Source organism: Metapseudomonas phytobenefica (assembly GCF_043392685.1).
GTDB lineage: Bacteria > Pseudomonadota > Gammaproteobacteria > Pseudomonadales > Pseudomonadaceae > Metapseudomonas.
This window is the reverse complement of the sequence record NZ_JBHZGM010000017.1, coordinates 29,053-54,493: the sequence shown is the minus strand read 5'-3', so window position 1 is coordinate 54,493 and position 25,441 is coordinate 29,053. Positions and strand designations below refer to the sequence as shown.

The following is a 25,441-nucleotide window of genomic DNA, read 5'->3' as shown; positions in this document are numbered from 1 at the left end:
ACTGTGATAAAACGCCTGCCAGCCAGTTCGATGCTGGCTGATACGTTCTCAGGGCGGGGTGCAAGTCCCCACCGGCGGTAATTGCGCGAAGTGCGCATAGCCCGCGAGCGCTTGCTGGAAGCAGTCTGTCCAGGGGTGAGCGAGCTGGAGCGAGACAAGGCAGAAATGCCGTATCGCCCAGGTGCCGCCAGCCCATCCAGCAAGGTCAGCAGACTCGGTGCGATTCCGAGGCCGACGGTAATAGTCCGGATGAAGAGAGAACGGGATTGCCTGCCTGGTCCGGGGTGCGTCCGTGCCTGTGTCCGTCAGATCCCTTTCGATCCGATATGCCCTGTTTTTCACGAAACAGGAGTTCCATCGATGTCATATGCAACAGTCCACTTCCTTCCGGCGTCGGCGGCATGCCTGCGCGCGGCTGAGGGGCGGGCGCTTATAATGCGTGTTTCGCCGGTATCGACCGGCGTGCTGCAAGCTCTGGAGGTCTCATGTTCACCGGCATAATCGAAGCCATCGGCACCATCCGCGCGATCACGCCCAAGGGCGGTGACGTCCGCGTCCTGGTGGAAACCGGCAAGCTGGACCTCGCCGACGTCAAGCTGGGCGACAGCATCGCCGTCAACGGTGTCTGCCTCACCGCCGTGGAGCTGCCCGGTAACGGTTTCTGGGCCGACGTCAGCCGCGAGACCCTGGCCCGCACCGCCTTCGACGACCTCAAGCCCGGCAGCCCGGTCAACCTGGAAAAGGCCCTGACTCCCACCAGCCGTCTCGGCGGCCACCTGGTCAGCGGCCATGTCGACGGTATCGGCGAGATCGTCAAGCGCGAGGACAACGCCCGTGCCGTGCAATTCCGCATCCGCGCGCCGCGTGACCTGGCCAAGTACATCGCCCTCAAGGGCTCGATCACCGTCGATGGCACCAGCCTGACGGTGAACGCGGTGAATGGCGCCGAGTTCGAGCTGACCATCGTCCCGCACACCCTGGCCGAGACCATCATGGCCGACTACCGCCCGGGGCGTCGGGTAAACCTGGAGGTCGACCTGCTGGCCCGCTACCTGGAGCGCCTGCTGCTTGGCGACAAGGCTGCCGAGCCCCAGTCCTCTGGCCTGACCGAAAGCTTCCTCGCCGAACACGGCTACCTCAAACACTGAATTCAGAAGGAGGGCCCATGGCTCTCAACAGCATCGAAGAACTGATCGAAGACATCCGCCAGGGCAAGATGGTCATCCTCATGGATGACGAGGATCGCGAGAACGAAGGCGACCTGATCATGGCCTCCGAGTGCGTGCAGGCCGAGCACATCAACTTCATGGCCCGCTTCGCCCGTGGCCTGATCTGCATGCCGATGACCCGCGAGCGCTGCGAGCTGCTGAAGCTGCCGCTGATGGCGCCGCGCAACGGCTCCGGCTTCGGCACCAAGTTCACCGTGTCCATCGAAGCCGCCGAAGGCGTGACCACCGGCATCTCCGCCGCCGACCGCGCACGCACCGTGCAGGTGGCCGCCGCCAAGGGTGCCAAGGCCGACGACATCGTCAGCCCCGGCCACATCTTCCCGCTGATGGCCCAGCCGGGCGGTGTGCTGGCCCGTGCCGGCCACACCGAGGCTGCCTGCGACCTGGCGCGCATGGCCGGCTTCGAGCCTTCCGGCGTGATCTGCGAAATCATGAACGACGACGGCACCATGTCCCGTCGCCCCGAGCTGGAAGCCTTCGCCGCCGAGCACGGGATCAAGATCGGCACCATCGCCGACCTCATCCACTACCGCCTGATCCACGAACGCACCGTCGAGCGCATCGCCGAGCAGCCGCTGGACAGCGAACTGGGCCACTTCAACCTGGTGACCTACCGCGATGCCGTGGAAGGCGATGTGCACATGGCCCTGACCCTGGGCAAGATCTGCCCGGAAGAGCCGACCCTGGTGCGGGTGCACAACATGGACCCGCTGCGCGACCTGTTCATGGTCAACCAGGCTGGCCGCTGGAGCCTGCGCGCCGCCATGAAGGAAGTGGCCGCTGCCGGCAGCGGTGTGGTGCTGCTGCTCGGCACCCCGCTCACCGGTCCGCAGCTGCTGGCGCACCTGGAGCGCCAGCTGGGGGCCGAAACCCGCGTAACCAACCCGACCACCTACAGCACCGTTGGTGCCGGATCGCAGATCCTGCGCGACCTCGGAGTGCGCAAGATGCGCCTGATGAGCTCGCCGATGAAGTTCAACGCGATATCCGGTTTCGACCTGGAAGTTGTAGAATACCTGCCCGCTGAATGATCCCGCAGGGCTCCGGCCGTCAAGGCCGGGGCCCTCGCTCTTTAATTGACGAGAACTCGCCCATGCCCCTGAAGACCATCGAAGGTACCTTCATCGCCCCCAAAGGCCGCTATGCCCTGGTGGTCGGCCGTTTCAACAGCTTCGTCGTGGAAAGCCTGGTGAGCGGCGCCGTAGACGCCCTGGTCCGCCACGGTGTCAGCGAAGACGACATCACCATCATCCGCGCACCCGGCGCCTTTGAAATCCCGCTGGTGACCCAGAAGGTCGCCCAGCAAGGCGAGTACTCCGCCATCATCGCCCTCGGCGCGGTCATTCGTGGCGGCACCCCGCACTTCGAATACGTTGCCGGCGAATGCACCAAGGGTCTGGCCCAGGTTTCCATGGAGTTCGGCGTACCGGTCGCCTTCGGCGTGCTGACCGTCGATTCCATCGAACAGGCCATCGAACGTTCCGGCACCAAGGCCGGCAACAAGGGTGCCGAAGCTGCCCTGTCCGCCCTGGAGATGGTAAGCCTGCTGGCTGCCCTGGAGGCCAAGTGAGCAACGCAGACGGTTCGGCGCCCAAGGCGCCGAAAGGCAAGATCGCAGCCCGTCGCCAGGCCCGTAGCCTGGCGATGCAGGCGCTGTACTCCTGGCACATCGCCGGTCAGCCGCTCAACGAAATCGAGGCGCAGTTCCGCGTCGACAACGATTTCAGCAGCGTCGATGGCGCCTACTTCCACGAGATCCTCCACGGCGTCCCGCGCCAGAAGACCGAGATCGACGCGGCCTTCCTGCCCTGCCTGGACCGTGCTCTCGAGGAAGTCGACCCGGTCGAGCTGGCGATCCTGCGCCTGTCCACCTACGAGCTGATGAACCGCGTGGACGTGCCGTACCGCGTGGTGATCAACGAAGGCATCGAGCTGGCCAAGGTGTTCGGCGCCACCGACGGACACAAGTTCGTCAACGGCGTGCTGGACAAGCTGGCGCCACGCCTGCGCGCGGCCGAAGTGCGCGGCGGCAAGCGCTGATCGCAGCGCGTCCCTCAGTGAATGGGTGAGTTCGAGCTGATCCGCCGTTTCTTCGCCTCCGCCGCCTGTGCGGCCGGGGGCGAAGGCATTGCCCTTGGCATCGGCGATGACTGTGCCCTGTTGCAGTTGCCACCCGGCGAGCAGCTGGCGATTTCCACCGATACCCTGGTGGCCGGCGTGCACTTCCCGCAAGTGGCCGACCCCTTCCTGCTCGGCCAGCGCGCCCTGGCGGTTTCCGCCAGCGATCTGGCGGCCATGGGCGCCAGGCCTGTTGCCTTCACCCTCGCCCTGACCCTGCCCGACGCCCGGCCCGACTGGCTGGACGGCTTCGCCCGTGGCCTTTGCGCCATGGCGCAGGCGTGCGGCATTGGCCTGGTGGGCGGCGATACCACCCGTGGTCCGCTGAGCCTGACCCTCACGGTGTTCGGCGGCGTACCTGCCGGACAGGCGCTGACCCGCGCCGGCGCGCGTCCCGGCGATCTGCTCTGCGTGGGCGGCAGCCTGGGCGACGGTGCCGGCGCGCTGCCGCTGGTGCTGGGAGAACGGCAGGACAGCGGGGCTGATGCGCAATACCTGCGCCAGCGCTACTGGGCGCCGCAACCGCAACTGGCCCTGGGACAGGTGCTGCGTGGCCGGGCCACTGCCGCGCTGGACATCTCCGATGGCCTGCTCGCCGACTGCGGCCACATCGCCGCTGCCTCGGGCGTCGCGCTCTTGGTGGAAGCGGCAAGGCTGCCGCTGTCGCCGGCCCTCGAGCGGCTCTTCCCCGGCGACTTCGCGCGCAAATGTGCGCTGTCCGGTGGCGACGACTACCGCCTCGCCTTTACCCTGCCTGCCGCAGAGTTGGCCGCCGTGAAGGTGCAGTGGCCGGAAGTGACCGTGATCGGCCGGGTGGAAGCCGGGCAGGGAGTTCACCTGCTGGACGCCGCCGGTGCCGAACTGCAGCCGCCGGCATTGGGTTATCAACATTTCGGGAGTCAAGGTGACTGATCACGAATCGGCCACGCCGCAACCCATTCCCCACTCGGTGTGGAGCAACCCCTGGCATTTCATTGCCTTCGGCTTCGGCTCGGGCACCCTGCCCAAGGCCCCGGGCACCTGGGGGTCGCTGGTGGCGCTGCCGTTCATTCCGCTCTGGCAGATGCTGCCGGACTGGGGCTACTGGCTGATGCTGGGGCTGACCATGCTGTTCGGCTTCTGGCTGTGCGGCAAGGTGGCCGACGACCTGCGCGTGCATGACCACGAAGGCATCGTCTGGGATGAGATGGTCGGTATGTGGATCACCCTCTGGCTGGTGCCCGAGGGCTGGCACTGGCTGCTGATCGGCTTCCTGGTGTTCCGCGTGATGGACATCCTCAAGCCCTGGCCGATCCACTGGATCGACCGGCATGTCCACGGCGGCGTGGGCATCATGCTCGATGACGTCCTGGCCGGCGTCTTCGCCTGGCTGGCGATGCAGCTCATTGTCTGGGGTCTGGCCTGATCCCGGGCGGACCTGCGCCGGCGAAGGGCTGATGGAGGGACGGGGGATGCGGCGTTGGCTACTGAAGGTCCTGATCGGCTGCCTGCTGCTGCCGGCGGCCTGGGCGGCGCCTTTTCCGGACGATGAAATCCACCTCGCCAGCGACCTCTGGCCGGAGCACACCGAAGCCGATGGCAGCGGACTGGGCTGGGACATCCTGCGCCGGGTCTTCGAGCCCGAAGGCATCCAGCTGAAGATCCACATCGTGCCCTACACCCGCTCCATCGGCCTGGTGCAGCGCGGCGAGGCGGATGCCTGGGTCGGCTCTTACAACAACGAGGTCCCGGGCACCCTCTATCCGCGCTGGCACTACGACGCGGACCAGGTCAGCGCGCTCTCGCTGAACTCCACGCCCGTCCCCAGCCTGGACACCCTGGGTGGCTACCGCCTGGCCTGGATCCGTGGCTACGACTACCAGGACTACCTGCCGAACCTGCAGCACTACACGGAAATCCAGCGCCGTAGCGGCATCCTCTCGATGCTCGAGCTGGGCCATGTGGACTTCTACATCGATGCCCGGACCGAAGTGGACGACGTGCTGGACGACGCCATCGACCGCAGCCGCTACCGCGTCACCCCGCTGATGCGCCTGCCGCTCTACCTGGGCTTTGCCGACACGCCGCGCGGTCGCCGCCTGGCGGGCATCTTCGACCAACGCATGGCGGCCCTGGTGGCCAGCGGTGAGTTGCGGCCGCTGTTCAAGCGCTGGAATCAGCCCTATGCCTTCGACAAGGAACTGGAGAACCCTCATGTCGCGCCCTGACCTGCGTATCGCCGCCTGCCTGCTGGCGCTCGCCCCGCTGTTCGCCGTGGCCACCCAGGTGCAGGTGGTCGGACTGTTCCCCGGTGCCGCGGTGATCAACGTCGACGGCCAGCGCAAGCTGGTGAAGGTGGGCCAGACCGGCCCCGGCGGCGTCCAGGTGATCAGTGCCGACAGCAAGGGCGCGGTGCTGCGGGTCGACGGTGTCGAGCGCAGCTACGGCCTCAGCCGCGAGTACAACCCCGCCAGCGCCGGCGGCCCCGGCACGCCGGAGGCACAGCAGAAAGCCCAGCTGAGCATCGCGCGGGGCAATAACGGGCACTACCAAGTCGCCGGTTCCATCAATGGCCACCCGGTGCAGTTCCTGGTGGATACGGGAGCAACCAGCGTCGCCATGAACGAAAGCCAGGCCCGCCGCCTGGGTATCGACTACCGGGTGAAGGGGCTGCCGATGAAGGCCAGCACCGCCGGTGGAACGGTCAACGCCTGGCGGGTGAGCTTCGATCGCATCAAGATCGGCAGTCTCGAAGTGCTGGGCGTGGAAGGTGCGGTGATCGAAGGCGAGGCGCCGGTGGAGGTGCTGCTGGGCATGAGCTTCCTCAACCGCGTGCGCTGGCGCGAAGAGCAGGGCGTGCTGATGCTGGAGTCCAAGTTCTGAGGTCGCTTGCTTCGAGCCATTCGATACTTATCCCCAACTATTCAATCTGACCTGCCGGACAGCGCTGCTGCTACAATGCCGGCCTTGCCAATTTCCAGGAGTTACACGGTGTCTGTCGTTTTCGTCGCCGCCTCCCAGCTGCCGACTCCGTTCGGCGTGTTCACCATGCATGGCTTTCTCGATGAGGCCAGCGGCAAGGAGCACGTAGCCCTGACCCTGGGCGATGTGGCCAACGGCGGACCCGTCCTGGGTCGCCTGCATTCCGAGTGCCTCACGGGCGACGCCCTGTTCAGCCTGCGCTGCGACTGCGGGTTCCAGCTGGAAGCGGCGCTGCGTGCCATCGCCGAGGCCGGTTGCGGTGTGCTGCTCTACCTGCGCCAGGAAGGCCGCGGCATCGGTCTTTTGAACAAGATCCGCGCCTACGAGCTGCAGGACGCCGGCGCCGATACTGTGGAAGCCAACGAGCGCCTGGGCTTTGGCGCCGACCAGCGCGACTACGCCATGTGCCAGCCGATGCTGGAGCACCTGGGCATCGACGCGATCAAGCTGATGACCAACAATCCGCGCAAGGTGAAGGCGCTGGAAAGCTACGGTCTCCGGGTCGCCGAGCGCGTCCCGCTGCAGACCGGCCTGAACAAGCACAACCGCAAGTACCTGGCCACCAAGGCCGGCAAGCTCGGGCACATGCTCGGCAACCTGCATCAGGCGGAATCCGAATCGTGACCCGCAAGGAAGTCCGTCGCCGGCTGGCCACGACCTGGTGGCGCCAGGTGGGCTTCACGCTGGTGCCGCTGTTCGTCATGGGCTACCTGTTCGGTGATGGCGAACCGGTGCTGCCGGTCCTGCAGATGCCGATCTTCATTGCCGCCCTGGTGTCCCTGTTCCTCAGCCTGCCGATGTTTTCCGCCTACAAGCGCGCCCTCGTGGCCACCGAGGCCGCCCTTGGCCGGGCCGAAGAACCCGGCGCCTGGCAGGAACTGACCCGCCGCCGCAACAAGGGCTTCCTCGCCGCCAGCCTGCCCGCCTGGATCGCCGCCCTGGCGGTGCTGGTCGGGCTCAATTCGGTCGCACTGTTCCTCCTGGCCATGAGCAGCCTGGTGTTGCTCTACCTCTACCGAATCCCCCGCCAGCTCGGCTGATGCGCCGGCTGCTCACCATCGTGCTGCTGTGCCTGGCGCTGCCCGCCACGGCACAGCTGCGGGTCGTCAGCCTGGCGCCCTCCCTGACGGAAATCATGCTCGACCTCGGTGCCGGCGACCTGCTGGTGGGTGTGCTCGACGGCGGCGATCGCCCCGACGCCCTGGCCGGCCTGCCGTCAGTGGGACGCTACGGGCAGCTACAGGCGGAAAGCCTGCTCGCCCTCAAGCCTGATCTGGTGCTGCTCTGGCCCGACAGTGTGGGCTCGGCCGGACGCGAGCAACTGAAGAAATTCCCGGTTCCGCAGCTGGTGGTGGAACCCCGGAACCTGGAGCAACTGGCGACTGCCTTTGCCGAGATCGGCGAGCGGGTCGGCCGCGCCGAACAGGGCCGCCAGATGGCCGAGCGCTTCGAGTCGGGGCTGGCGGAACTGCGCCAACGCCACCACCGCGATGTGCCGTTGAAAGTCTTCTACCAGGTCTGGGACAAGCCGCTCTATACCCTCGGCGGCAAGCAGATCGTCAGCGATGCGTTGAAAGTCTGCGGGGCGGAGAACGTCTTCGCCGACCTCTCCCTGCCGGCGCCCCAGGTGGGCATCGAGGCCGTGCTGCAGCGCGACCCGGCGGTGATCCTGGTGAGCGAGCCGAGCCAGGCCGATGCCTGGAAGGCCTGGCCGCAGCTGACGGCGGTCAGGCGGGGGCAGGTCTGGCAGGTGCCGGACCGGGGGTTGGAACGGCCGAGCTTCCAGATGCTGGCGGCGACCGCGAAGCTCTGCCGCTTGCTGGACGCGGCGAGGTAATTGAACGAGGTGAAGCCGATGGGTTTCGAACCTCAACCCATCCTACGAAAGAGGTGGATATGCCGATGTAGGATGGGTAGAGCGAAGCGAAACCCATGCTGTGGGAGCGAATGAATTCACCCCCCCACAGCCTCAGGCGAAGCTCAGAGCCCCAGCAGGGCCATCCGTTCGCGTACGGACACCTCGATACCCGCCGCATCCAGCCCGCACTCGGCGAGCATTTCCGCTGGCTTGGCGTGTTCGACGTAGTAGTCCGGCAGGCCCAGGTGCAGCACGGGCTTGATCAGGTTCTCGCGGGCGAGGAACTCGCTGACCGCGGCGCCGGCGCCACCCATCACGCTGTTCTCTTCGATGGTCACCAGCAGCTCGTGGCTGCCGGCCAGCTCGCGCACCAGCGCTTCGTCCAGGGGTTTGACGAAGCGCATGTCGACCACGGAGGCATCCAGGTTTTCGGCGACCTGCAGCGCCTGGGCCAGTTGCACGCCGAACACCAGCATGGCGACCCTGGAGCCCTGGCGGCGCAGCACGGCCTTGCCGATTTCCACCGGTTGCAGTTCGCGCTCGATGGGTGCGTTGGGGCCGCTGCCGCGCGGATAGCGCACCGCCGCCGGACCTTCGAAGTGGTAGCCGGTGGTCAGCAGCAGGCGCAGTTCGTTTTCGTCGCTCGGCGTCATCACCAGCATGCCGGGGATGCAGCGCAGGTAGGAGAGGTCGAAGCTGCCCGCGTGGGTCGGGCCGTCTTCGCCCACCAGGCCGGCGCGGTCGATGGCGAACAGCACGTCGAGGTTCTGCACCGCCACGTCGTGAATCAGCTGGTCATAACCGCGCTGGAGGAAGGTGGAATAGATGGCCACCACCGGCTTGGCGCCGTCGCAGGCCATGCCCGCCGCCAGGGTCACGGCGTGCTGCTCGGCGATGGCGACGTCGAAATAGCGGTCCGGGAAGCGTTCGCTGAAGGCCACCAGGTCCGAGCCTTCCTTCATCGCCGGGGTGATGCCCACCAGACGCGGGTCCTGCCCGGCCATGTCGCACAGCCACTGGCCGAACACGTTGGAGTATCTCGGGCCGGACGGCTTCTTCGGCGCGGCCGGGGCGTCGATCGGCTCCAGCTTGGTGATGGCGTGATAGCCGATGGGGTCGGCCTCGGCCGGGGCGAAGCCCTTGCCCTTCTTGGTCACCACATGGAGGAACTGCGGGCCCTTGAGGTCGCGCATGTTGCGCAGGGTCGCCACCAGGGTGGGCAGGTCGTGGCCGTCGATGGGGCCGATGTAGTTCCAGCCCAGTTCCTCGAACAGGGTGCCGGGAACCAGCATGCCCTTGGCGTATTCCTCGGTGCGGCGGGCGATTTCCCAGGCGCCGGGCAGGCGCGAGAGCACCTTCTTGCTGCCTTCGCGCATGCTCGCGTAGGTGCGGCTGGAGAGGATCTTCGCCAGGTAGTTGGACAGGCCGCCGACGTTGCGCGAGATCGACATGTCGTTGTCGTTGAGGATCACCAGCATGTCGGCCTGGACGTCCGAAGCGTGGTTGAGCGCTTCGAAGGCCATGCCGGCGGTCAGCGCGCCATCGCCGATCACCGCGATCGAGCGGCGCCCGGAACCCTGCATGCGGGCGGCGATGGCCATCCCCAGGGCGGCGCTGATGGAGGTGCTGGAGTGGCCGACGCCGAAGGTGTCGTACTCGCTTTCCACGCGGCGCGGGAAGGCGGCGATACCGTTCTTCTGGCGCAGGGTGCCCATCTGTTCGCGGCGCCCGGTGAGGATCTTGTGCGGATAGGCCTGGTGGCCCACGTCCCAGACCAGACGGTCTTCGGGCGTGTCGTAGACGTAGTGCAGGGCAATGGTCAGTTCCACCACGCCCAGGCCGGCGCCGAAGTGGCCGCCGGTCTTGCCGACGGTATAGAGCAGGTACTGGCGCAGTTCGTCGGCCAGGGTTTCCAGCTCAGCCTCACCAAGCCGGCGCAGCTCTTCCGGCGTCGCCGCGCGATCGAGCAGGGGCGTGACGGGGCGTTCGCGGGGAATCTCGTGGAACGTCGTGGGCATCAGGCTAGTCGTTATGGGCAAAAAAAGATGGGCAAGTTTACCTGATGCGCCCCTCAGTGCCCAAACACGCTGTCAGCCGATTCGTAGCGGTCTGTGCGATCGGTTGGGCCATGTCTGCGTCGAGCCGCTGCCCCACCGCTTCAGCCATGTTCCGGCGGCCGATGGCTGCTTCAGGGTGACGCGTACCTTGCCGGCGCGAGTCACCCCTCGCCCGCCTGCGAAAGAGGGGGCGAGGGAGAGGGCATGGCGACCTCCGCGGCCTACCAGGTATCGACGAAGGGACGTTTCTTGCCGGAGCGCGGAGCCGGACGCGGCGCGGCATTGAGCCCGCGCAGCAGCCAGGCACGGGTTTCCTGCGGGTCGATCACCGCGTCTATCTCCAGGAAGCTCGCCATGTTGATCGCCTTGCCGTTCTGGTAGGCCTTGGTAACCATGCTGTCGAACAGCTGCTGGCGTTCGGCCGGGTCTTCCACGGCGGCCAATTCCTTGGCGTAGCCCAGGCGCACCGCACCCTCCAGGCCCATGGCGCCGAACTCGCCACTGGGCCAGGCGACGGTGAACAGCGGTGCATGGAAGCTCCCCGCCGCCATGGCCTGGGCGCCGAGGCCGTAGCCCTTGCGCAGCACCACGGTGAAGAAGGGCACCGACAGGCCGGCGGCGGCGACGAACATGCGCGAGACGTGGCGCACCGTGGCCTGCTTTTCCGAATCCGGCCCGACCATGAAGCCGGGGGTATCGCAGAGTGACAGCATGGGGATATCGAAGGCGTCGCACAGCTGCATGAAGCGCGCCGCCTTGTCGCCGGCCGGCCGGCCGCGCGCTGCCGTCGGCCTGCATGCTTTCCAGGTTGATCCGCAGCTGCACGGCGAAGCCGCGCGGAGCGGCGGGTTCCAGCAGGCCCAGTTCGGCCAGGCTGAAGCCTTCGGCCAGGCGCAATTGCGTCTGCACCAGATCAATGCCGGTGACACGGAATGTCCGAATCGGCCCTTGTGGCGGCCCGGCGCCCTGCAGTATCTGTGGCGCCTTCATTACTTGCACAAGGACCGTCCATGAACGAACTGCTGCACAGCCTGGACTGGGTGCTGCCCCTGCGCAGCGAGGCGCTGACGCCGGTGATGCGCTTCTTCACCCTGCTGGGCTACGAGAAGTTCATCCTGTTCTTCCTGCCGCTGGGCTACTGGGCCTGGCACCGTGGAGTGTTCCTGCGTCTGCTGGTGCTGGTGGCCGTGACAGCCTTGCTCAACGCCTGGCTCAAGGACCACTGGCAGGACCCGCGTCCGGACATCGCCCTGCGCATGGACCATGAGGTGGGCGACAGCTTCGGCCTGCCCAGCGGCCATGCGCAGATTGCTGTGGTCATCTGGTTCTGGCTGGCCTTCGAGCTGCGTCGCGCCTGGGCCTGGGCGGTAAGCGGCGTGGTGGTGGCGGGGATCATCTTCAGCCGGCTCTACCTCGGCGCCCACGATGTGGAAGATGTGCTGGGCGGCGCCTTGCTGGGCATCGCCACCCTGCTGCTGTTCGCCCGGGTGCGCCACTGGACCTGGTGGCGCGAGGCCCATGGCCTTTGGCACCTGGCGCTGATCATGCTGGTGTTTCTCGCCTGCTGGCTGACCTGGCCGGGTGTCGCGCCCAGCTATGTACCGCTGCTGGCGGGGCTGATGGTCGGCGTGCTGTTCGGCTACCGCCAGCTGGCATTCTCCGCCGAAGTGGCGATCTGGCGCCGCCTGCTCGCCGCCGCCATCGGTGCGCTGGGCTTCATCCTGCTGCAGAAGGTGCTCAAGCTCGCCGGCACCGCCTGGCCGCTGGACCCGCAGCTGTGGCAGGGGCTGCGCGGGTTGCTGATGGGGCTGTTCGTGGCCGCGGCCATGCCCTGGGCGCTGGTGCGCCTGGGCCTCTTGAAGTCGGTCGACAAGCCAAAGGTCGAAGCACTGGCCGGGTCGGCCGCCTGACGGCGGGTTGTGCCGAATTCGGCATCGGGGGAGGGGAATAGGGCCAAGCGGGCGGGGGGCATCCGGGCCACTGTAGCGGCTGGCTACAGAGGAGAGATGCCCCATGATCCACATGACCCTGGCAGACGTCCGCCACCTGGTGGAAACGGTGCTGCGCCGCCACGGCTTCAGCGAACCCCACGTGCAGGCGGTGGCGGCCACCATAGTGGCCGGCGAGCGCGACGGCTGTACTTCCCACGGGGTGTACCGGTTGCCCGGCTGCATCGCCACCCTGCGCGCGGGCAAGGTTTCGCCGGATGCCCGGCCCGAAGTCTTCGACAGCGCGCCCTCGGTGGTGCGGGTGGATGCCCATGGCGCCTTCGCCCAGTGCGCCTTCCATGCAGGAATGCCATTGCTGGTGGAAAAGGCCCGCAGCCAGGGTATTGCGCTCCTGGCGATCAATCGCTGCGTGCACTTCTCGGCGCTCTGGCCGGAAGTCGAACCGCTCACCGAACAGGGCCTGGTGGCCCTGGCCTTCACCCCCAGCCATGCCTGGGTGGCGCCCGCCGGCGGCATCCGCCCGCTGTTCGGCACCAACCCCATCGCCTTCGGCTGGCCGCGAGCGGACAAGCCGCCGTTCATCTTTGACTTCGCCACCAGCGCCTCCGCCCGTGGCGATATCGACCTGCACCGCCGCGCCGGCAAGCCCATTCCACTGGGCTGGGGCATCGACCAGGACGGACAGCCCACCACCGACCCGCTGACCGCTCTCAACGGCGCCATGCTCACCTTCGGCGGTCACAAGGGCTCGGCCCTGGCGGCCATGGTGGAGTTGATCGCCGGGCCCATGATCGGCGACCTCACCAGCGCCGAATCCCTGGCCTTCGACGAGGGCACCAAGTCTTCGCCCTACGGCGGCGAACTGATCATCGCCATCGACCCGCAGCGCATTCTGGGCGCCGAGGCAGCGCAGCACCTGCAACGTGCCGAGGCGGTGTTCGCGGGCATCCTGGGGCAAGGCGCACGCCTGCCATCGCAGCGGCGTTACGAGGCGCGGGTGCTCAGTGAGCGGGAGGGGGTGAGGATTCCTCGTGCGCTGTACGAGGAAGTCCAGGCATTGTTGGTGGCTTGAGGGGGCTGGAGAAAAGCGGCCGGGCAACTCGTCGTTGCCCGGCCGGGAGTGGAGGGAGCCGGCAGCGCAGGGGCCGCCAGCTGTTCCTTCAGAGACCCACGTCCGGCAACTGCGGGCGGGTGGCCAGGGCCTTGGCCATGATGCGTTCCACGTGCTCGCGGTCGGCGCCTTGCAGGGCCAGGCGCGGCGGACGGGTCAGGGCGCTGCCACGGCCGGCGATTTCTTCGCAGAGCTTGATGCACTGCACCAGGTCGGGGCGGGCGTCGAGGTGGAGGATCGGCATCAGCCATTCGTAGATCGGCATGGCTTCGGCGAAGCGGCCGGCCTTGGCCAGGCGGAAGATGGTTTCGCCTTCTTTCGGGAACACGTTGGACATGCCGGAGATCCAGCCCTGGGCACCGACGGCGATGCTTTCCAGCACCACGTCGTCAAGGCCGGCGAAGAGGATGAAGCGATCGCCCACCTCATTGCGCACGTCGATGAAGCGGCGGGTGTCGCCGGAGCTGTCCTTGAAGCAGACGACGTTCTCGCAGTCGGCCAGGGAGATGAGGATGTCCGGGGTGACGTCGTTCTTGTAGATGGGCGGGTTGTTGTAGACCATCACCGGCAGGTCGGTGCTCCTGGCCACGGTGCGGAAGTGCTCGGCGGTTTCATGGGGCTTGGAGGAGTACACCAGCGCCGGCATCACCATGATGCCGTCGACGCCGACCCGTTCCACCGCCTGGGCCACCTTGCAGGCACCGGCACTGGTGAACTCGGCGATCCCGCAGATGACCGGCACGCGGCCGCCGGAGGCGTCCTTGGCGACTTCGGTGACGGCCATTTTTTCTTCGATGGTCAGCGAGGTGTTTTCGCCGACGCTGCCACACACCACCAGCCCGGATACGCCGTCGCGCACCAGGTTGGAAATGACCTTGTGGGTCTCCTCCAGGTTCACCGAGAAGTCGGCGTTGAATTGGGTGGTGACTGCGGGGAATACACCGCTCCAGTTGACGTGCTTGCTCATGGGTAACTCCATTTCGATGGTTGCGGCCGGCTCGCTCACGGGAATGCGGGCGAGCCGAAACCGTTGGCGCCTGCCGGAGCGGGCGCCGGGGTGGATGAGGAATCTTCGTGCCGCGTTGGGGGTGCTACTGCACGGGTTCTCGCGGCCAGGTGTCGGACAGCCGGTAACCGCCGGGCCAGGGGTCGCCAGGGTCGAGCAGGTGCTGGTGCGTGCCGGTGATCCAGGCTCGCCCGCTGATGCTCGGGATGATCGCCGTGCGCCCGGCAACCTCGGTCAGCGCTTCGATGCGGCAATGGAATTGCGAGCCGATGATGGAGCGGCCGATGAAGTTTTCCCCCGGTTCCAGCTGGCCCTTGGCGTGCAGCACCGCCATGCGTGCCGAGCAGCCGGTGCCGCAGGGGGAACGGTCGATCTTGCCCGGGCGGATCACCACGGCGTTGGCCGCGCTCGCCACGCCCTGTTCGCGCTCGACGGGCGCGGCGATCTGGCAGAAGGAGATGTGGTCCCAATCCGGGTTGAGCGGGTGCACGAAGCCCAGCTGCTCGTTCGCCGCGCGGGTGATCTTCAGGCCGGTGGCCACCAGCTCGGCGGCCTCGTCGGCGGTCAGGGCGAAGCCAAGCCTCCGGGCATCGGCGATGACGAAACTGTCGCCGCCATAGGCGGTGTCCACCTGCAGCGAGCCGAGGCCTTCTACTTCTATCCAGGCGTCCAGCTTGTCAGCGAAAGACGGCACATTGCGCACGGTCACGCGCTCGGCCTTGCCATCGCGGCAGTCGGCGGTGACCTCGATCAGCCCGCCCGGCGCTTCCAGCACCAGGTGGGTCTGCGGCTCGGTCATCGGCAGGATGCCGCTGTCCAGCAACACGGTGGATACGCACAGCGAATTGGAGCCGGACATGGGCGGGGTGTCCGCCGGTTCCATGATGATCCAGGCCATCTGCGCCCGTGGGTCCCTGGCCGGCACCAGCAGGTTGACGTGGCGGAACACGCCTCCGCGAGGTTCGTTGAGGACGAAGTTGCGCAGGGTTTCATCCCGGGCGATCCAGCGTGACTGCTCCCACAGGGTGGCGCCGGGCGGTGGTGCGACGCCGCCGACGATCACGTCGCCCACTTCGCCTTCGGCATGGCAACTGACCACATGAACGATCTTCGAGCTGCGCATGTCAGTTCACCGATTTCAGGAAGTCAGCGGTTTCCGGCAGCTGCGGCGCGCCGATCACCTGCTCCGGCGGGCCGATCTCATGGATGCGGCCATTGCGGAAGAAGGCCACGCGGTCCGACACGTCGCGGGCAAAGCGGATTTCATGGGTCACCAGCACCATGGTCATGCCTTCGGCGGCGAGCATGCGCATGGTGTCCAGCACTTCACCGACCAGCTGCGGGTCGAGCGCCGAGGTGGCCTCGTCGAACAGCATGTAGTCCGGCGACATGGCCAGCGCGCGGGCGATCGCCATGCGTTGCTGCTGGCCGCCGGAGAGCTTGTTGGGGAAGACCTTGAGCTTGTCGCCCAGGCCGACGTGGGTGAGCTGGCGCACGGCGACTTCCTCGGCCTCCTCGCGGTTTTTCCCGAGCACCTTGCGCGGGGCCAGCATCACGTTCTCCAGCACGGTCAGGTGGGGGAAGGCGTTCCACTGCTGGAAGACGATGCCGATCTTCTGCCGCAGCTTGTTCAGGTCGGTGCGCGGGGCGTGAACCTCGGTGCCGTCGACGCGGATCTGCCCGCCCTGGATCGGCTCCAGGCCGTTGATGCACATCAGCAGGGTCGATTTGCCGGAACCGGAGCCGCCGATGATCGAAACCACCTCGCCCTTGTTCACCGTCAGGCTGACACCCTTGACCACGTCGAGTGCGCCGAAGGATTTGTGCACGTTGTCGATCTCAATCATTTTCCTGCCACCTTTTTTCCAGCTGGGCGCCCAGGCGGGCGATCACCAGGCTCATGACGAAGTAGATGAGTCCGGCGATGCCGAGCACGAACAAGGGCTCCTGCAGCCGGGTGACGATGGTTTGCGAGGCGCGCAGCAACTCGACGATGCCGATCCAGAGCACCAGCGAGGTGTCTTTCATGACCGCCAGGGTCAGGTTGATCCAGCCGGGGAAGGCCACGCGGGTGGCCATGGGCAGGACGATATGCAGCAGGTCCTGGGTATGGCTCATGCCCAGCGAACGGGCCGCGCGGCGGGTCGACAGCGGCACGGCCAGCACGCCGCCGCGGACGATCTCTGCGCAATAGGCCGTGGCGTAGGTGCCGAGCACCACGCAGGCGACGGTGAAGGCGGACCAGTCCAGTTCGATGATGGTCTTGAAGGCGTTGAGCAGGACGAACTGGATCAGCAGCGGCACGCTGCGGAACACGTCCAGCACCCAGGCCAGCGGCAGGCTGGCGCGCGGCAGCAGGGCGCGGGCCAGGCCGCAGATGACGCCCAGCAAGGTGCCGATGAGCATGGCCCAGGCGGTCAGGGCGAGGGTCGTCCAGGCACCCTGGAGGAGGAACTGCATGTCGTTCCAGGTAAAGCTCGAGCTATACATGCCGGACTCCTCAGTAACGGAACAGGCGCCAGGCCATCAGCCGCGCCCCGAGGACGATCAGCTTGGCGAGGACGAAGTAGAGGATGGCGGCCAGGGCGAAGTACTCGAAGGTGCGGAAGGTCTTCACGTTCAACGCCTGGGTGACGCCGGTCAGATCGCTGGTCATGCCCACCACCACACCCAGCGAGGTCATCAGCAGCGCCCAGACCATCTGGTTGGTCAGCGGGTAGAACACCACCCGCAGCAGCTGCGGAATCACCACCAGCCGGTAGGCCTGGAAGGCGTCCATGCCCAGCGAGCGGGCGGCGCGCAATTGCGTATGGGGCACGGCGTTGAGGCCGCCGCGGAAGGTCTCGGCCAGATAGCCGGCGTTGTTGAAGGTGATGCCGGCCAGCAAGGCGGACCAGGAGCCCATGTGCAGGCCGAAGACGCCCAGGCCGAAATACAGGATGTAAACCTGGAACAGCGCCGGGGTGTTGCGGGCAATCGAGACCCAGGCCGAGGCCAACGCCCTGACCGGGCGGCTGCCGGATTGTTGGCCAAGGGCGAGGCCGATGGCGATGGCCGTGCCCAGCAGCATCGAGAGCACGGCGATCTCCAGCGTCAGCAGCGCACCACCGAGCATTTCCGGCAGGGCCATGAAGGCGGATCGCCAGTGGAAGGTGTAATCGAACATCCGAAACTCCTCTGCGGAGCCGGCCGGAGGCGGTGCCGCCGGCCGGCTCCTTGCGCTTAGCGGTAAACGCCGTTGGCAGTCAGCACCGGGGCTTCGCCGCCAACCCACTGGTTGAAGAGTTCCTGGTAGCGGCCGGAGCGCACCTGATGGTTGACGAATAGGTTGAGGTAGTTGAGCAGGCCGTACTCACTGCGCTTGGCGCCCAGGGAGACGTAGTCGATGTCGTAGGGCGCGGTGCCGGCGATGGTCAGCCCCTGGTACTTGCCGGACTTGATCAGCGAGGAGGCGACGGTGGAGGTCACGGTGGTGGCGTCGATCTGACCCTGGCTCAGGGCGAGCACGGCGTCCGCCAGGGACTGGTAGGCGTGGAAGGCGCCCTTGTCATCGCCCCATTGCTTGACGTCCTTTTCCAGGGCGATGGCTTCGTAGGTACCTGCCGTGCCGCCAACGGAGCGGCCCTTGAGGTCGTCGTAGCCCTTGATGCCGGCGTTCTCGCGGGTCAGCACGACCATCTGGAAGGCGAAGTAGGGGATGGTCAGGCCGACTGTCTTGGCGCGTTCCAGGGTGTCCGAGGTCGAGGCGACGATCACGTCGGCGCGGCCGGAAACCAGTGCGGGAATGCGGTCGGGGAAGGGGGTTTCGACCACTTCGGCCTCCACGCCCAGTTGTTTCGCCAGGTCCTTGCAGTAGTCGACATCGAAGCCGGCCGGGGCGTTGTTCCCGTCGCGGAAACCCATGGGCGGAAAGTCCAGCGTGACCGCGCAGCGCAGCGTTCCGGATTCGATGATGTCGTCGAGTTTGTCGGCCTGTGCGGTGAGCGCCAGGGTCGAGCCGAGTACGGCGCTGAGGGTCAGGACAAGGGCTTTATTGTTGTTCATCGTGGGCCTCGTAAGTCGTGTTCAGGTGCGGCAGGTGGTTGGAAAGGGTGTCGCGTTCTCCCGGTATGGCGTTTTTCGGCTGGACTCCTGAAGTCGTTTCGATGGCTCAAGCGTCGCCCTGGAAGGCTGCTTGCGGCTTGATGGATTTCCGTAGGGGTGATGACGAAATCAGCACAGTGCGGTTTCTGCTGGACGCGCACGAACAGGCATGGCGCGCGGGGCGGCCATGCCTGTGGCGGGAGCGTTCGGGGCTAGTGGGTCAGTTGCGGCAGGTGTCGCGGTACTGGCTCGGGGAGAGGCCGGTGAGGGCCCTGAACTGGCGGCTGAAGGCGCTGTGGTCGGTATAGCCGCAGCAGAGCGCGACCTCGGTGATGGGCAGGTCGCCGGCGAGCAGCTGGCTGGCGGCGCCCAGGCGCGCCTTGTGGATCATCTGCCGCGGGGTTAGCTGGAAGATGCGCTTGCACAGGCGCTCCAGCTGCGCGACCGAGAGGTCGGCGATGGCGGTCAATTGCTCCAGGCTTATGGGCTCGGCGTAATGCTCGCGGATGTAGGCATCCACCGCCGCCAGTCGCTGATAGGCGGGGTGGCTGGAGTGCGGGGCCTGCAGGTCGTAGGAAATGCCGGCCATGCCGATCACCTGCTGCTGCATGTCGCGCAGGGCCAGCTTGTGGGTCAGGCACCAGCCGGGTTGCCGGCCGGGATAGAGGTGCAGTTCCAGCTGGTCGCTGAGCGGTTCGCCGCCTTCCAGCACACGGCGGTCCTGTGCGGTGTAATGCGGCCCGAAGCGTGTGGGGAACACCTCCTCGGCGGTGCGCCCGAGCAGGGCGCCCTTGCTCTTCAGGCCGCAGCGCTGCGCCAGGGTCTGGTTGACCAGCACATAGCGCGCCTGCGGGTCCTTGATGAAGAACACCACATCGGGCATGGCATCCAGCAGCGGGGCGATCTGCTCCAGGCTGTCGAGCAGCGTGGGCAGGCTGCGGGCGGTGGGGAGGTGTTCGAGCTTCATGGTGCACTGTGCCTCGGTCGAGGTGGCCATCCTACAAGGTCAGTCCGTGGGGTGGGTTTCGCCGTTCACATCCGCCGTCATGGGTAGGTTCCGGCTGCGATGGTGGGTCGATAAAGCGTGACCCACCCAGTCAGTTTTCCGGTTCCAGACGTGCCAGTGTTTCGATTCGCGCCGGTGAGAGCGGCGGGCGCGGCGCCGGTGGCGTCCAGCCGAACAGGAACTGGCCGGCAGCGCCACACACGTGCCCCTGGCAGGCGCCCATGCCGCAACGGCTGTGCAGCTTGGCTTCGGTCCAGTCGCGGCGGCAGGACAGCTCGGCGAAGGCTACGTCCTCGCAGCGACAGACCAGGGTGTCGGGTTGCGCCAGGGCCTTGAGTTTCGGATCGAGCGCAAAGCCGCGTGCCAGCGCCTCGGCAAAGCCCTGCCAGTGGCGCCGTTGCGGCCAGAGCGCGCGGGCCAGGTCGTGTCTTCCCACCGCTGTATGGCCGGCAATGGCGCCTTCCACCAGGGCCAGCTCGCTGCCGCCGAAGCCCGTGCATTCGCCAGCGGCGAAATGGTCCTCCAGGCTGCAGGCCTGCCAATCGTCCACGGCGATGGCCCCTTGCTCCACGTGGCATTCCAGCAGCTCGCCGAGCTGGGTATTGGGGATCAGGCCGAAGCCGCAGGCCAGGCGATCACAGGGAATTTCCACCACCCTGTTGCCCTGCTGCAGGCGCACGGCTTCAAGGCGTTCGCGCCCCAGGGCGGCGAGCACATGGCAGGAGGGGCGATAGCTGGCATCCAGCAGCCCCAGCGCTTGCACGACCTTGCCCGGCCAGCGCGGCAGGCGGGCGGCAAACCCGGCCAGGGCCTTGGGCGACGCCTGCTCGGCAATGCGCAGGACCCTGGCGCCGGCGCTGCGCGCGGTTGCCGCGCTGGCCAGCAACAGCGGGCCGCTGCCGGCGATGACGAGCCGTTCCCCGGCCACCGGCAGGCCGCCCTTGATCAGCGCCTGCAGGCCACCGGCACCGGTGACGCCGGGGAGCGTCCAGCCCGGGAACGGCAGCAACAACTCGCGGGCGCCGGTGCAGAGGATGAGTCTGTCGTAGGCCAGCGCCCATCCGCGTTCGGCGTCTTCCAGCAGCAGCCGCCTGGCACCGGCAAGGGCGACCACGCGGGTGCCGCTGAACACCTGGACGTTGCCGGCGTCCGCCAGGGACTGGCGCAGCGTCCGCGCCTTTTCCGGCAGAGGCGCCTGCGGTCCGTCCCGCCATATCTGGCCGCCGGGGGCCGGGTTGTCGTCGATCACGGCGATGCGCGCGCCACTCGGGGCAGCAGCCTGGGCCGCAGCCATGCCGGCGGGACCGGCACCGATGATCAGCAGGTCGACCTTCATGCTTGCGTCTCCACCTGCATGCCGGCCTGGCACAGAGTCTGGCAGGCCAGGCGGCGCCGGCCGTCGATGTTCACCCGGCATTCCTGGCAGATGCCCATGCCGCAGAAGGGCGTGCGGCGCTGGCCGCTGACCGAGGTGCGGCTGCTGCCGTCGCCGCCGTGGGCGAGCGCGGCGGCCACGGTGGTGCCCGCCGCAACGGTCACGCTGCGGCCGTCCAGGTTGAGTTCGATCATCCTTCTGCTCCTGCCGCGAGTGCGGGGGAAAAACGCTCCAGGCTGTAGGCCGCGCTGGAAATCGGGGAATGTTCGCCGAGCACCCCGGCCGCCAGCAGCTGCGCGGTGGCGGGGGCGGTGGTCACGCCCAGCCCCTCATGTCCGACCGCGAGCCAGAGGCCAGCTTGTTCGGGGTGCTGGCCGATGATGGGGAGACCGTCCGGGGTGGCGGCGCGGAAGCCGGTCCAGCAGCGAATGGCGTTGAGATCGCCGAGGCCCGGCAGGTACTCCAGCGCCCGGGCCAGCATGCGGCCGAGAACGGGGCCGTCGATGCGGGGATCAAGCGTGTCGAACTGGCGCGACGAGCCCAGCAGGATCTGGCCGGTAGGTCGGGGCTGTGCGTTGAAGGCCACGGAGGTGCCGCTGTTGGCGTGGGCGCTGCTGGCGTAGCCCAGTTCCACCAGCTGGTGATGGAGCTGGCCGGGGTAGCGGTCGGTGATCAGCAGATGGCCTTTCTTCGGCGTGATCGGCAGGCCCGGGCACAACGCCGGCGCCTGAATGCCGTTGGCCAGGATCACGGCACCGGCATCGAGCTGACGGCCATCGTCCAGGCGCACGCGGGAACCCCGCAGGGTGCTGACCCGGGCACGCTCGTAGGTGATGCCGTTGCCCCCTTGGCCGAGCAGCCACTGCGCGGCGTTCGGTGCGTAGAGAATGCCGTCGCCAGTGACCCGCAGGCCGCCCTTGAGGCCCCGAGACAGCATGGGCTCCAGGGCCTGGAGGCGGTTCGCGTCGAGCATCTGGCAGGCGACGCCCTGCTCGCGCAGGGTGGCGGCCTTGCGCTCCGCTTCGTGCATCTCCGCGTCATTGGCCGCCAGCCACAGGGTGCCGCAGTTGCGGTAGGCGCAGCTGTCGTCGAGGCGCGCCGCCCACTGGCGCCAGAGCTCCAGCGAGTAGCTGCACAGCGCCAGTTCCGCCGGGTTGTCGTCCATGACCACCAGGTGCCCCATTCCGGCGGCGGTGGCGCCCCCCTGGCCGCTGTCCAGCACCAGCACCTTCAAGCCGCGCCGGGCCAGTTCGAAGGCGCAGGTGCTGCCAACGATCCCGGCGCCTATGACGATGACGTCCGCTGTCACAGGCGGATGCCCCAGGCGAACGGATCGTCCGCTTCCAGCAGCAGGGTGGCTTCGGCGCTCAGGTGGGCACGGCCGCGAATGGTCGGCACGATGCGGCCGCCGTCCAGCCACTCGAAGCGGCCTTCGAACTGGCTGCCGATGACGCTCGCCTGGCGCCAGGGTTCGCCTGCCGCCAGCTTGCCGTCGGCTGCCAGGCACGCCAGCTTGGCGCTGGTGCCGGTGCCGCAGGGTGAGCGGTCGTAGGCCTTGCCCGGGCAGAGCACGAAGTTCCGGCTGTCGGCATCGGCGTCTTCGGCGAACAGCTCGATATGGTCGATTTCCCCGCCGTCCTCGCCGCGAATGCCCTGGTCCTCCAGGGCCTGCTTCACGGCGCAGGTATAGGCGGTGAGGACGTCGAGGTTGTCGCCGGCCACCCGCTGGCCGTGGTCGGCGATCAGGAAGAACCAGTTGCCGCCCCAGGCGATGTCGCCGACCACCCGGCCAATACCCGGCACCTCCAGCTGGACGTCCTTGCGGTAACGGTAGGCCGGCACATTGCGCACGCTGACCGAGCGGTCTTCATGCAGCGTCGCTTCCACCGTGCCGACCGGCGTTTCGATGCGATGGACACCGGGCTGGATGTGCCCAAGGTGGGCCAGCGACGCCACCAGGCCGATGGTCCCGTGGCCGCACATGCCGAGGTAACCGGTGTTGTTGAAAAAGATCACTCCGGCACAGGCGCGCGGGTCCTGCGGTTCGCAGAGCAGAGCCCCCACCAGCACGTCGCTGCCACGGGGTTCGAGCACGGCAGCGGCGCGCCAGGCATCGAATCGCTCGGCGAGAACGCGTCGGCGTTCAGCCATGCTGCCCTGGCCAAGGTCAGGAAAACCGTCGATCACCAGGCGGGTAGGTTCGCCGCCGGTGTGCGAATCGATAACGCGGATGCTCTTCATGGATGCCTGCCCTTGCTGTGGATATTTCCTGGCAAGGGTGGCGCTGCGGGAGCCTTGGCGGCTTGAGGGATTTCATCCCGGCCCGTGACGAAATCGGCACAGGCCGGAGGGGCGGTCAGCTGCGCCGTTCGACGATGTAGCGGGCCAGGGTGCGCAGCGGCTCGGCGGCGTCGCCCAGGTTGGCGGTGGCGCGCAGGGCCTGGTCGCGCAGTTCCAGCGCATAGGCCTTGGCGTTATCCAGGCCCAGCAGGGCGGGATAGGTGGGCTTGTCGTGGGCCTGGTCCTTGCCCTGGGTCTTGCCCAGGGTGGCGGTGTCGCTCTCCACGTCGAGGATGTCGTCCTGCACCTGGAAGGCCAGGCCGATGGCCCGCGCGTAGATGCGCAGCGCCGCCAGGGAGGCCGGGTCGGCCTGGCCGCTGGCCAGGGCGCCGAGGCGCACGCTGGCTTCGATCAGCGCGCCGGTCTTGTGCCGGTGCATGGCCTCCAGGGCCGCCTGGTCGAGTTTCAGGCCAACCGAACCGAGGTCGATGGCCTGACCGCCCACCATGCCGGCGGGGCCGGCGGCGTGACCGAGGCTGGCGATCATCGCCAGGCGGGTTTCGGCGTCGTGCGGGTTGCGCATGGGGTCGGCGAGCACTTCGAAGGCCAGCGCCTGCAGGCCGTCGCCGGCGAGGATGGCGGTCGCTTCATCGAAGGCGATATGGGTGGTGGGCTGGCCACGGCGCAGGTCGTCGTCGTCCATGGCCGGCAGGTCGTCGTGGACCAGGGAATAGGCGTGGATCAGTTCCACCGCGCAGGCCGCGCCGTCGGCGCAGGCCGCATCGCCGCCGAGCGCTTCGCAGGCGGCGTAGACCAGCAGCGGGCGCACGCGCTTGCCGCCGTTCACCACGCTGTAGCGCATGGCCTGGTAGAGACGTTCCAGCGGGGCGAGCGGGGGGATGAAAAGTTCGGCGAGGGCGGCGTCCACCCGTTCCTGGCAGCGGGCCTGGTAGCTGGCGATCATGCTTGTTCGTCCGCGTCGAAGGGCGCTTCTTCCAGCTGGCCGTCGCGTTCCAGCAGGATCTGCACCTTCTGCTCCGCCTGGGTCAGCGAGGCCTGGCACTCGCGGGTCAGGCGAATGCCCTGTTCGAAGGCGCTGAGGGAGTCCTCCAGCGACAGCTCGCCGCTTTCCAGGCGTTCCACCAGGGCCTGCAGGTCGGCGAGGGACTGTTCGAAATCGGGGGTGGCTTTCTTGCGGGCCATGATGCTGTCTCGCGGCGGTCGAATCGGGCGCGACACTAGCAGAGCCGCACCTTGCGGGCAAATGAAGGGGGCGGATGGTTGCGGGGTGGCAGGATTCAATTGTGGGGGCGAATTCATTCGCGAATGAATTCGCCCCCACAAATCAGGATTTCCACACGGGAATCGGGCTCAGGTGATGGCGAAGTAGTACGCCGTCATCCCCGCTCCCACCGCAATCACCAGCCAGCGTAGCCACCGGGTCGGCAGTTTCCGCGCCAGCGCACCGCCGCAGTAGCCGCCGCAGCTGGCCGCGCCCAGCAGCACCGCCAGCTCGCTCCAGCTCACCCGGCCCGCCGCCACGAAGGTCACCACCGCCACGCTGTAGATGGTGCTCGACAGCAGGTTTTTCAGAGCGTTGGCGCGCAGCAGCGGATGGCCTTCGATGGAGAACGCCGCCAGTTGCAGGATGCCCATGCCGGCGCCGAAGTAGCCGCCGTAGATGGCCACCAGCGTGTGGCTCAGGCTGCTGCCGATGCCGTGGGGCGGCAGGTTGCCGGCCCCGTGCTGGCGATTGATCAGCCTGCTCAGCCAGGGGCTGGCGGTGAACAGCAGGGTGGCGGCCAGCAACAGCCAGGGGATCAGCCGGCGGAAGGTTTCGTCGCCGCCGGCGAGTAACAGCAGGCCACCGCCCAGGCCGCCCAGCAGGGACAGCAACACCAACGGCACCACGTAACGCCCCAGCGGACGCAGCTGCTCCCGCGCCGCCCAGCTGGCAGCCAGGCTGGCGGGCCAGAGGGCCACGGCATTGGTGGCGTTGGCGGTCACCGGCGGCAGTCCGGCCGCGAGCAGGGCCGGGAAGGAGAAGAAGGTGCCACCGCCGGCAAGGGCGTTCATGCCCCCGGCGGCGAAGCCGGCCGCCAGCAGCAGGAAGAAATCGTGAAGGCTCATGTTCGGATGCGCAAAAGCCGGCAGGTTACCCCCGGGGGTGAGCGGTGGCAAAGACGGGGCGAACGGTAGCCGGCAGGACTGCCCGCCGACCAGTGAGCCGAATCGCTGATGAGTGGGGACGCGCGAAATCGCGCGGGCACTATGCTGACAACAACTCGTATGGGGCGGGGGCAGTAGCCGCACGGAAGCCCATTCCACAAGCCTTTCCGGGGCAGTAATGGCGGAAGGCGAACAGGCAAGGTTCCACACGTTAGCGTCAGACCGGAAGCGGATTCAGC

General features: G+C 67.5%; 29 protein-coding genes, 1 pseudogene and 1 riboswitch. Of the genes and pseudogenes, 14 read left to right on the top strand and 16 right to left on the bottom strand.

Going from position 1 to position 25,441, the window contains the following annotated elements; translation table 11 throughout:
* The first annotated feature begins 40 nt into the window (after positions 1 to 40).
* A riboswitch (FMN riboswitch) is annotated at positions 41 to 266 on the top strand.
* 219 nt (positions 267 to 485) lie between these two features.
* The 11 genes from ACFW0B_RS14905 (at position 486) to ACFW0B_RS14855 (ending at position 8,145) form a co-directional block, all read left to right on the top strand.
* Positions 486 to 1,148 (top strand): riboflavin synthase, encoded by a 663-nt coding sequence (locus ACFW0B_RS14905; protein WP_449149420.1) that lies wholly within the window; start codon positions 486 to 488, stop codon positions 1,146 to 1,148.
* Positions 1,149 to 1,165: 17 nt separating this feature from the next.
* Positions 1,166 to 2,260 (top strand): bifunctional 3,4-dihydroxy-2-butanone-4-phosphate synthase/GTP cyclohydrolase II, encoded by a 1,095-nt coding sequence (ribBA, locus tag ACFW0B_RS14900; protein ID WP_151131619.1) that lies wholly within the window; start codon positions 1,166 to 1,168, stop codon positions 2,258 to 2,260.
* A 62-nt stretch (positions 2,261 to 2,322) separates the two neighbouring features.
* Complete coding sequence (ribH, locus tag ACFW0B_RS14895; protein ID WP_377694892.1) at positions 2,323 to 2,799, top strand: 6,7-dimethyl-8-ribityllumazine synthase; 477 nt, start codon at positions 2,323 to 2,325, stop codon at positions 2,797 to 2,799.
* Positions 2,796 to 3,269 carry a transcription antitermination factor NusB gene (nusB, locus tag ACFW0B_RS14890; RefSeq protein WP_449149417.1) on the top strand — a complete coding sequence of 158 codons (474 nt, stop codon included), beginning with the start codon at positions 2,796 to 2,798 and terminating at the stop codon, positions 3,267 to 3,269. The genes ribH and nusB overlap by 4 nt, the downstream gene beginning before the upstream one ends.
* Positions 3,270 to 3,290: 21 nt before the next feature.
* Entirely contained in the window at positions 3,291 to 4,259 is a 969-nt protein-coding gene (thiL, locus tag ACFW0B_RS14885) for a thiamine-phosphate kinase (protein ID WP_449149415.1), read from the top strand.
* Positions 4,252 to 4,752, top strand: a complete 501-nt coding sequence (locus ACFW0B_RS14880) for a phosphatidylglycerophosphatase A family protein (RefSeq protein WP_449149413.1) — start codon at positions 4,252 to 4,254, stop codon at positions 4,750 to 4,752. The genes thiL and ACFW0B_RS14880 overlap by 8 nt, the downstream gene beginning before the upstream one ends.
* A gap of 46 nt (positions 4,753 to 4,798) precedes the next feature.
* Entirely contained in the window at positions 4,799 to 5,554 is a 756-nt protein-coding gene (locus ACFW0B_RS14875) for a substrate-binding periplasmic protein (RefSeq protein ID WP_449149411.1), read from the top strand.
* A complete protein-coding gene (locus ACFW0B_RS14870; protein ID WP_449149409.1) occupies positions 5,541 to 6,209 on the top strand; it encodes a retropepsin-like aspartic protease family protein in 669 nt (222 codons plus the stop codon). Before ACFW0B_RS14875 ends, ACFW0B_RS14870 begins: the two co-directional genes overlap by 14 nt.
* A gap of 108 nt (positions 6,210 to 6,317) precedes the next feature.
* Positions 6,318 to 6,932, top strand: coding sequence for a GTP cyclohydrolase II (gene ribA / locus ACFW0B_RS14865; RefSeq protein WP_449149407.1), 615 nt, complete (start codon positions 6,318 to 6,320; stop codon positions 6,930 to 6,932).
* The gene (locus ACFW0B_RS14860; RefSeq protein WP_449149405.1) at positions 6,929 to 7,348 is read left to right on the top strand and encodes an MFS transporter; all 420 of its coding nucleotides are present in this window, start codon (positions 6,929 to 6,931) and stop codon (positions 7,346 to 7,348) included. The genes ribA and ACFW0B_RS14860 overlap by 4 nt, the downstream gene beginning before the upstream one ends.
* The gene (locus ACFW0B_RS14855) at positions 7,348 to 8,145 is read left to right on the top strand and encodes a cobalamin-binding protein (protein WP_449149403.1); all 798 of its coding nucleotides are present in this window, start codon (positions 7,348 to 7,350) and stop codon (positions 8,143 to 8,145) included. The genes ACFW0B_RS14860 and ACFW0B_RS14855 overlap by 1 nt, the downstream gene beginning before the upstream one ends.
* A gap of 143 nt (positions 8,146 to 8,288) precedes the next feature.
* Here the strand turns inward: ACFW0B_RS14855 and dxs are convergent, their stop codons facing one another.
* Together dxs and ACFW0B_RS14845 are read right to left on the bottom strand one after the other, a co-directional pair.
* Positions 8,289 to 10,184 carry a 1-deoxy-D-xylulose-5-phosphate synthase gene (gene dxs / locus ACFW0B_RS14850; protein WP_449149401.1) on the bottom strand — a complete coding sequence of 632 codons (1,896 nt, stop codon included), beginning with the start codon at positions 10,182 to 10,184 and terminating at the stop codon, positions 8,289 to 8,291.
* Between the two features lie 260 nt (positions 10,185 to 10,444).
* Positions 10,445 to 10,990 (bottom strand): annotated as a pseudogene (locus ACFW0B_RS14845) (carboxyl transferase domain-containing protein); the annotation flags it as partial.
* Between ACFW0B_RS14845 and ACFW0B_RS14840 the strand changes: the two are divergent.
* From ACFW0B_RS14840 to ACFW0B_RS14830, 3 genes are all read left to right on the top strand, one after another.
* A complete protein-coding gene (locus tag ACFW0B_RS14840; RefSeq protein WP_449149511.1) occupies positions 10,965 to 11,237 on the top strand; it encodes a hypothetical protein in 273 nt (90 codons plus the stop codon). The pseudogene ACFW0B_RS14845 and the gene ACFW0B_RS14840 sit on opposite strands and share 26 nt — an antisense overlap.
* Positions 11,234 to 12,133, top strand: a complete 900-nt coding sequence (locus ACFW0B_RS14835; protein ID WP_449149399.1) for a phosphatase PAP2 family protein — start codon at positions 11,234 to 11,236, stop codon at positions 12,131 to 12,133. Before ACFW0B_RS14840 ends, ACFW0B_RS14835 begins: the two co-directional genes overlap by 4 nt.
* 103 nt (positions 12,134 to 12,236) lie before the next feature.
* Entirely contained in the window at positions 12,237 to 13,244 is a 1,008-nt protein-coding gene (locus ACFW0B_RS14830; protein ID WP_449149397.1) for an Ldh family oxidoreductase, read from the top strand.
* Positions 13,245 to 13,332: 88 nt separating this feature from the next.
* Here the strand turns inward: ACFW0B_RS14830 and ACFW0B_RS14825 are convergent, their stop codons facing one another.
* From ACFW0B_RS14825 to ACFW0B_RS14760, 14 genes are all read right to left on the bottom strand, one after another.
* The gene (locus ACFW0B_RS14825) at positions 13,333 to 14,250 is read right to left on the bottom strand and encodes a dihydrodipicolinate synthase family protein (RefSeq protein ID WP_449149395.1); all 918 of its coding nucleotides are present in this window, start codon (positions 14,248 to 14,250) and stop codon (positions 13,333 to 13,335) included.
* 124 nt (positions 14,251 to 14,374) lie between these two features.
* Positions 14,375 to 15,412: a trans-3-hydroxy-L-proline dehydratase gene (locus ACFW0B_RS14820; protein WP_449149393.1), complete on the bottom strand. Its 1,038-nt coding sequence runs from the start codon at positions 15,410 to 15,412 to the stop codon at positions 14,375 to 14,377.
* Between the two features lies 1 nt (position 15,413).
* The gene (locus tag ACFW0B_RS14815; RefSeq protein WP_449149391.1) at positions 15,414 to 16,136 is read right to left on the bottom strand and encodes an amino acid ABC transporter ATP-binding protein; all 723 of its coding nucleotides are present in this window, start codon (positions 16,134 to 16,136) and stop codon (positions 15,414 to 15,416) included.
* Entirely contained in the window at positions 16,129 to 16,779 is a 651-nt protein-coding gene (locus tag ACFW0B_RS14810) for an amino acid ABC transporter permease (protein ID WP_449149389.1), read from the bottom strand. The genes ACFW0B_RS14815 and ACFW0B_RS14810 overlap by 8 nt, the downstream gene beginning before the upstream one ends.
* 10 nt (positions 16,780 to 16,789) lie before the next feature.
* The gene (locus ACFW0B_RS14805) at positions 16,790 to 17,455 is read right to left on the bottom strand and encodes an amino acid ABC transporter permease (RefSeq protein WP_449149387.1); all 666 of its coding nucleotides are present in this window, start codon (positions 17,453 to 17,455) and stop codon (positions 16,790 to 16,792) included.
* 56 nt (positions 17,456 to 17,511) lie between these two features.
* A complete protein-coding gene (locus ACFW0B_RS14800) occupies positions 17,512 to 18,333 on the bottom strand; it encodes an ABC transporter substrate-binding protein (protein WP_449149385.1) in 822 nt (273 codons plus the stop codon).
* Between the two features lie 259 nt (positions 18,334 to 18,592).
* Positions 18,593 to 19,339: an AraC family transcriptional regulator gene (locus ACFW0B_RS14795; RefSeq protein ID WP_449149383.1), complete on the bottom strand. Its 747-nt coding sequence runs from the start codon at positions 19,337 to 19,339 to the stop codon at positions 18,593 to 18,595.
* A gap of 130 nt (positions 19,340 to 19,469) precedes the next feature.
* Positions 19,470 to 20,714 (bottom strand): FAD-dependent oxidoreductase, encoded by a 1,245-nt coding sequence (locus ACFW0B_RS14790; protein ID WP_449149381.1) that lies wholly within the window; start codon positions 20,712 to 20,714, stop codon positions 19,470 to 19,472.
* Positions 20,711 to 20,947, bottom strand: a complete 237-nt coding sequence (locus ACFW0B_RS14785) for a 2Fe-2S iron-sulfur cluster-binding protein (protein ID WP_449149379.1) — start codon at positions 20,945 to 20,947, stop codon at positions 20,711 to 20,713. Before ACFW0B_RS14785 ends, ACFW0B_RS14790 begins: the two co-directional genes overlap by 4 nt.
* Positions 20,944 to 22,062, bottom strand: a complete 1,119-nt coding sequence (locus ACFW0B_RS14780) for an NAD(P)/FAD-dependent oxidoreductase (RefSeq protein ID WP_449149377.1) — start codon at positions 22,060 to 22,062, stop codon at positions 20,944 to 20,946. The genes ACFW0B_RS14785 and ACFW0B_RS14780 overlap by 4 nt, the downstream gene beginning before the upstream one ends.
* Positions 22,059 to 22,994, bottom strand: a complete 936-nt coding sequence (locus ACFW0B_RS14775) for a 4-hydroxyproline epimerase (protein ID WP_449149375.1) — start codon at positions 22,992 to 22,994, stop codon at positions 22,059 to 22,061. The genes ACFW0B_RS14780 and ACFW0B_RS14775 overlap by 4 nt, the downstream gene beginning before the upstream one ends.
* 115 nt (positions 22,995 to 23,109) lie before the next feature.
* On the bottom strand, positions 23,110 to 23,997 hold the full coding sequence (gene ispA, locus ACFW0B_RS14770; RefSeq protein ID WP_449149373.1) for a (2E,6E)-farnesyl diphosphate synthase: 888 nt from the start codon (positions 23,995 to 23,997) through the stop codon (positions 23,110 to 23,112).
* On the bottom strand, positions 23,994 to 24,236 hold the full coding sequence (locus tag ACFW0B_RS14765; protein WP_190826621.1) for an exodeoxyribonuclease VII small subunit: 243 nt from the start codon (positions 24,234 to 24,236) through the stop codon (positions 23,994 to 23,996). The genes ispA and ACFW0B_RS14765 overlap by 4 nt, the downstream gene beginning before the upstream one ends.
* Positions 24,237 to 24,404: 168 nt before the next feature.
* Positions 24,405 to 25,163, bottom strand: a complete 759-nt coding sequence (locus ACFW0B_RS14760; protein WP_449149371.1) for a sulfite exporter TauE/SafE family protein — start codon at positions 25,161 to 25,163, stop codon at positions 24,405 to 24,407.
* Positions 25,164 to 25,441 lie beyond the last annotated feature (278 nt).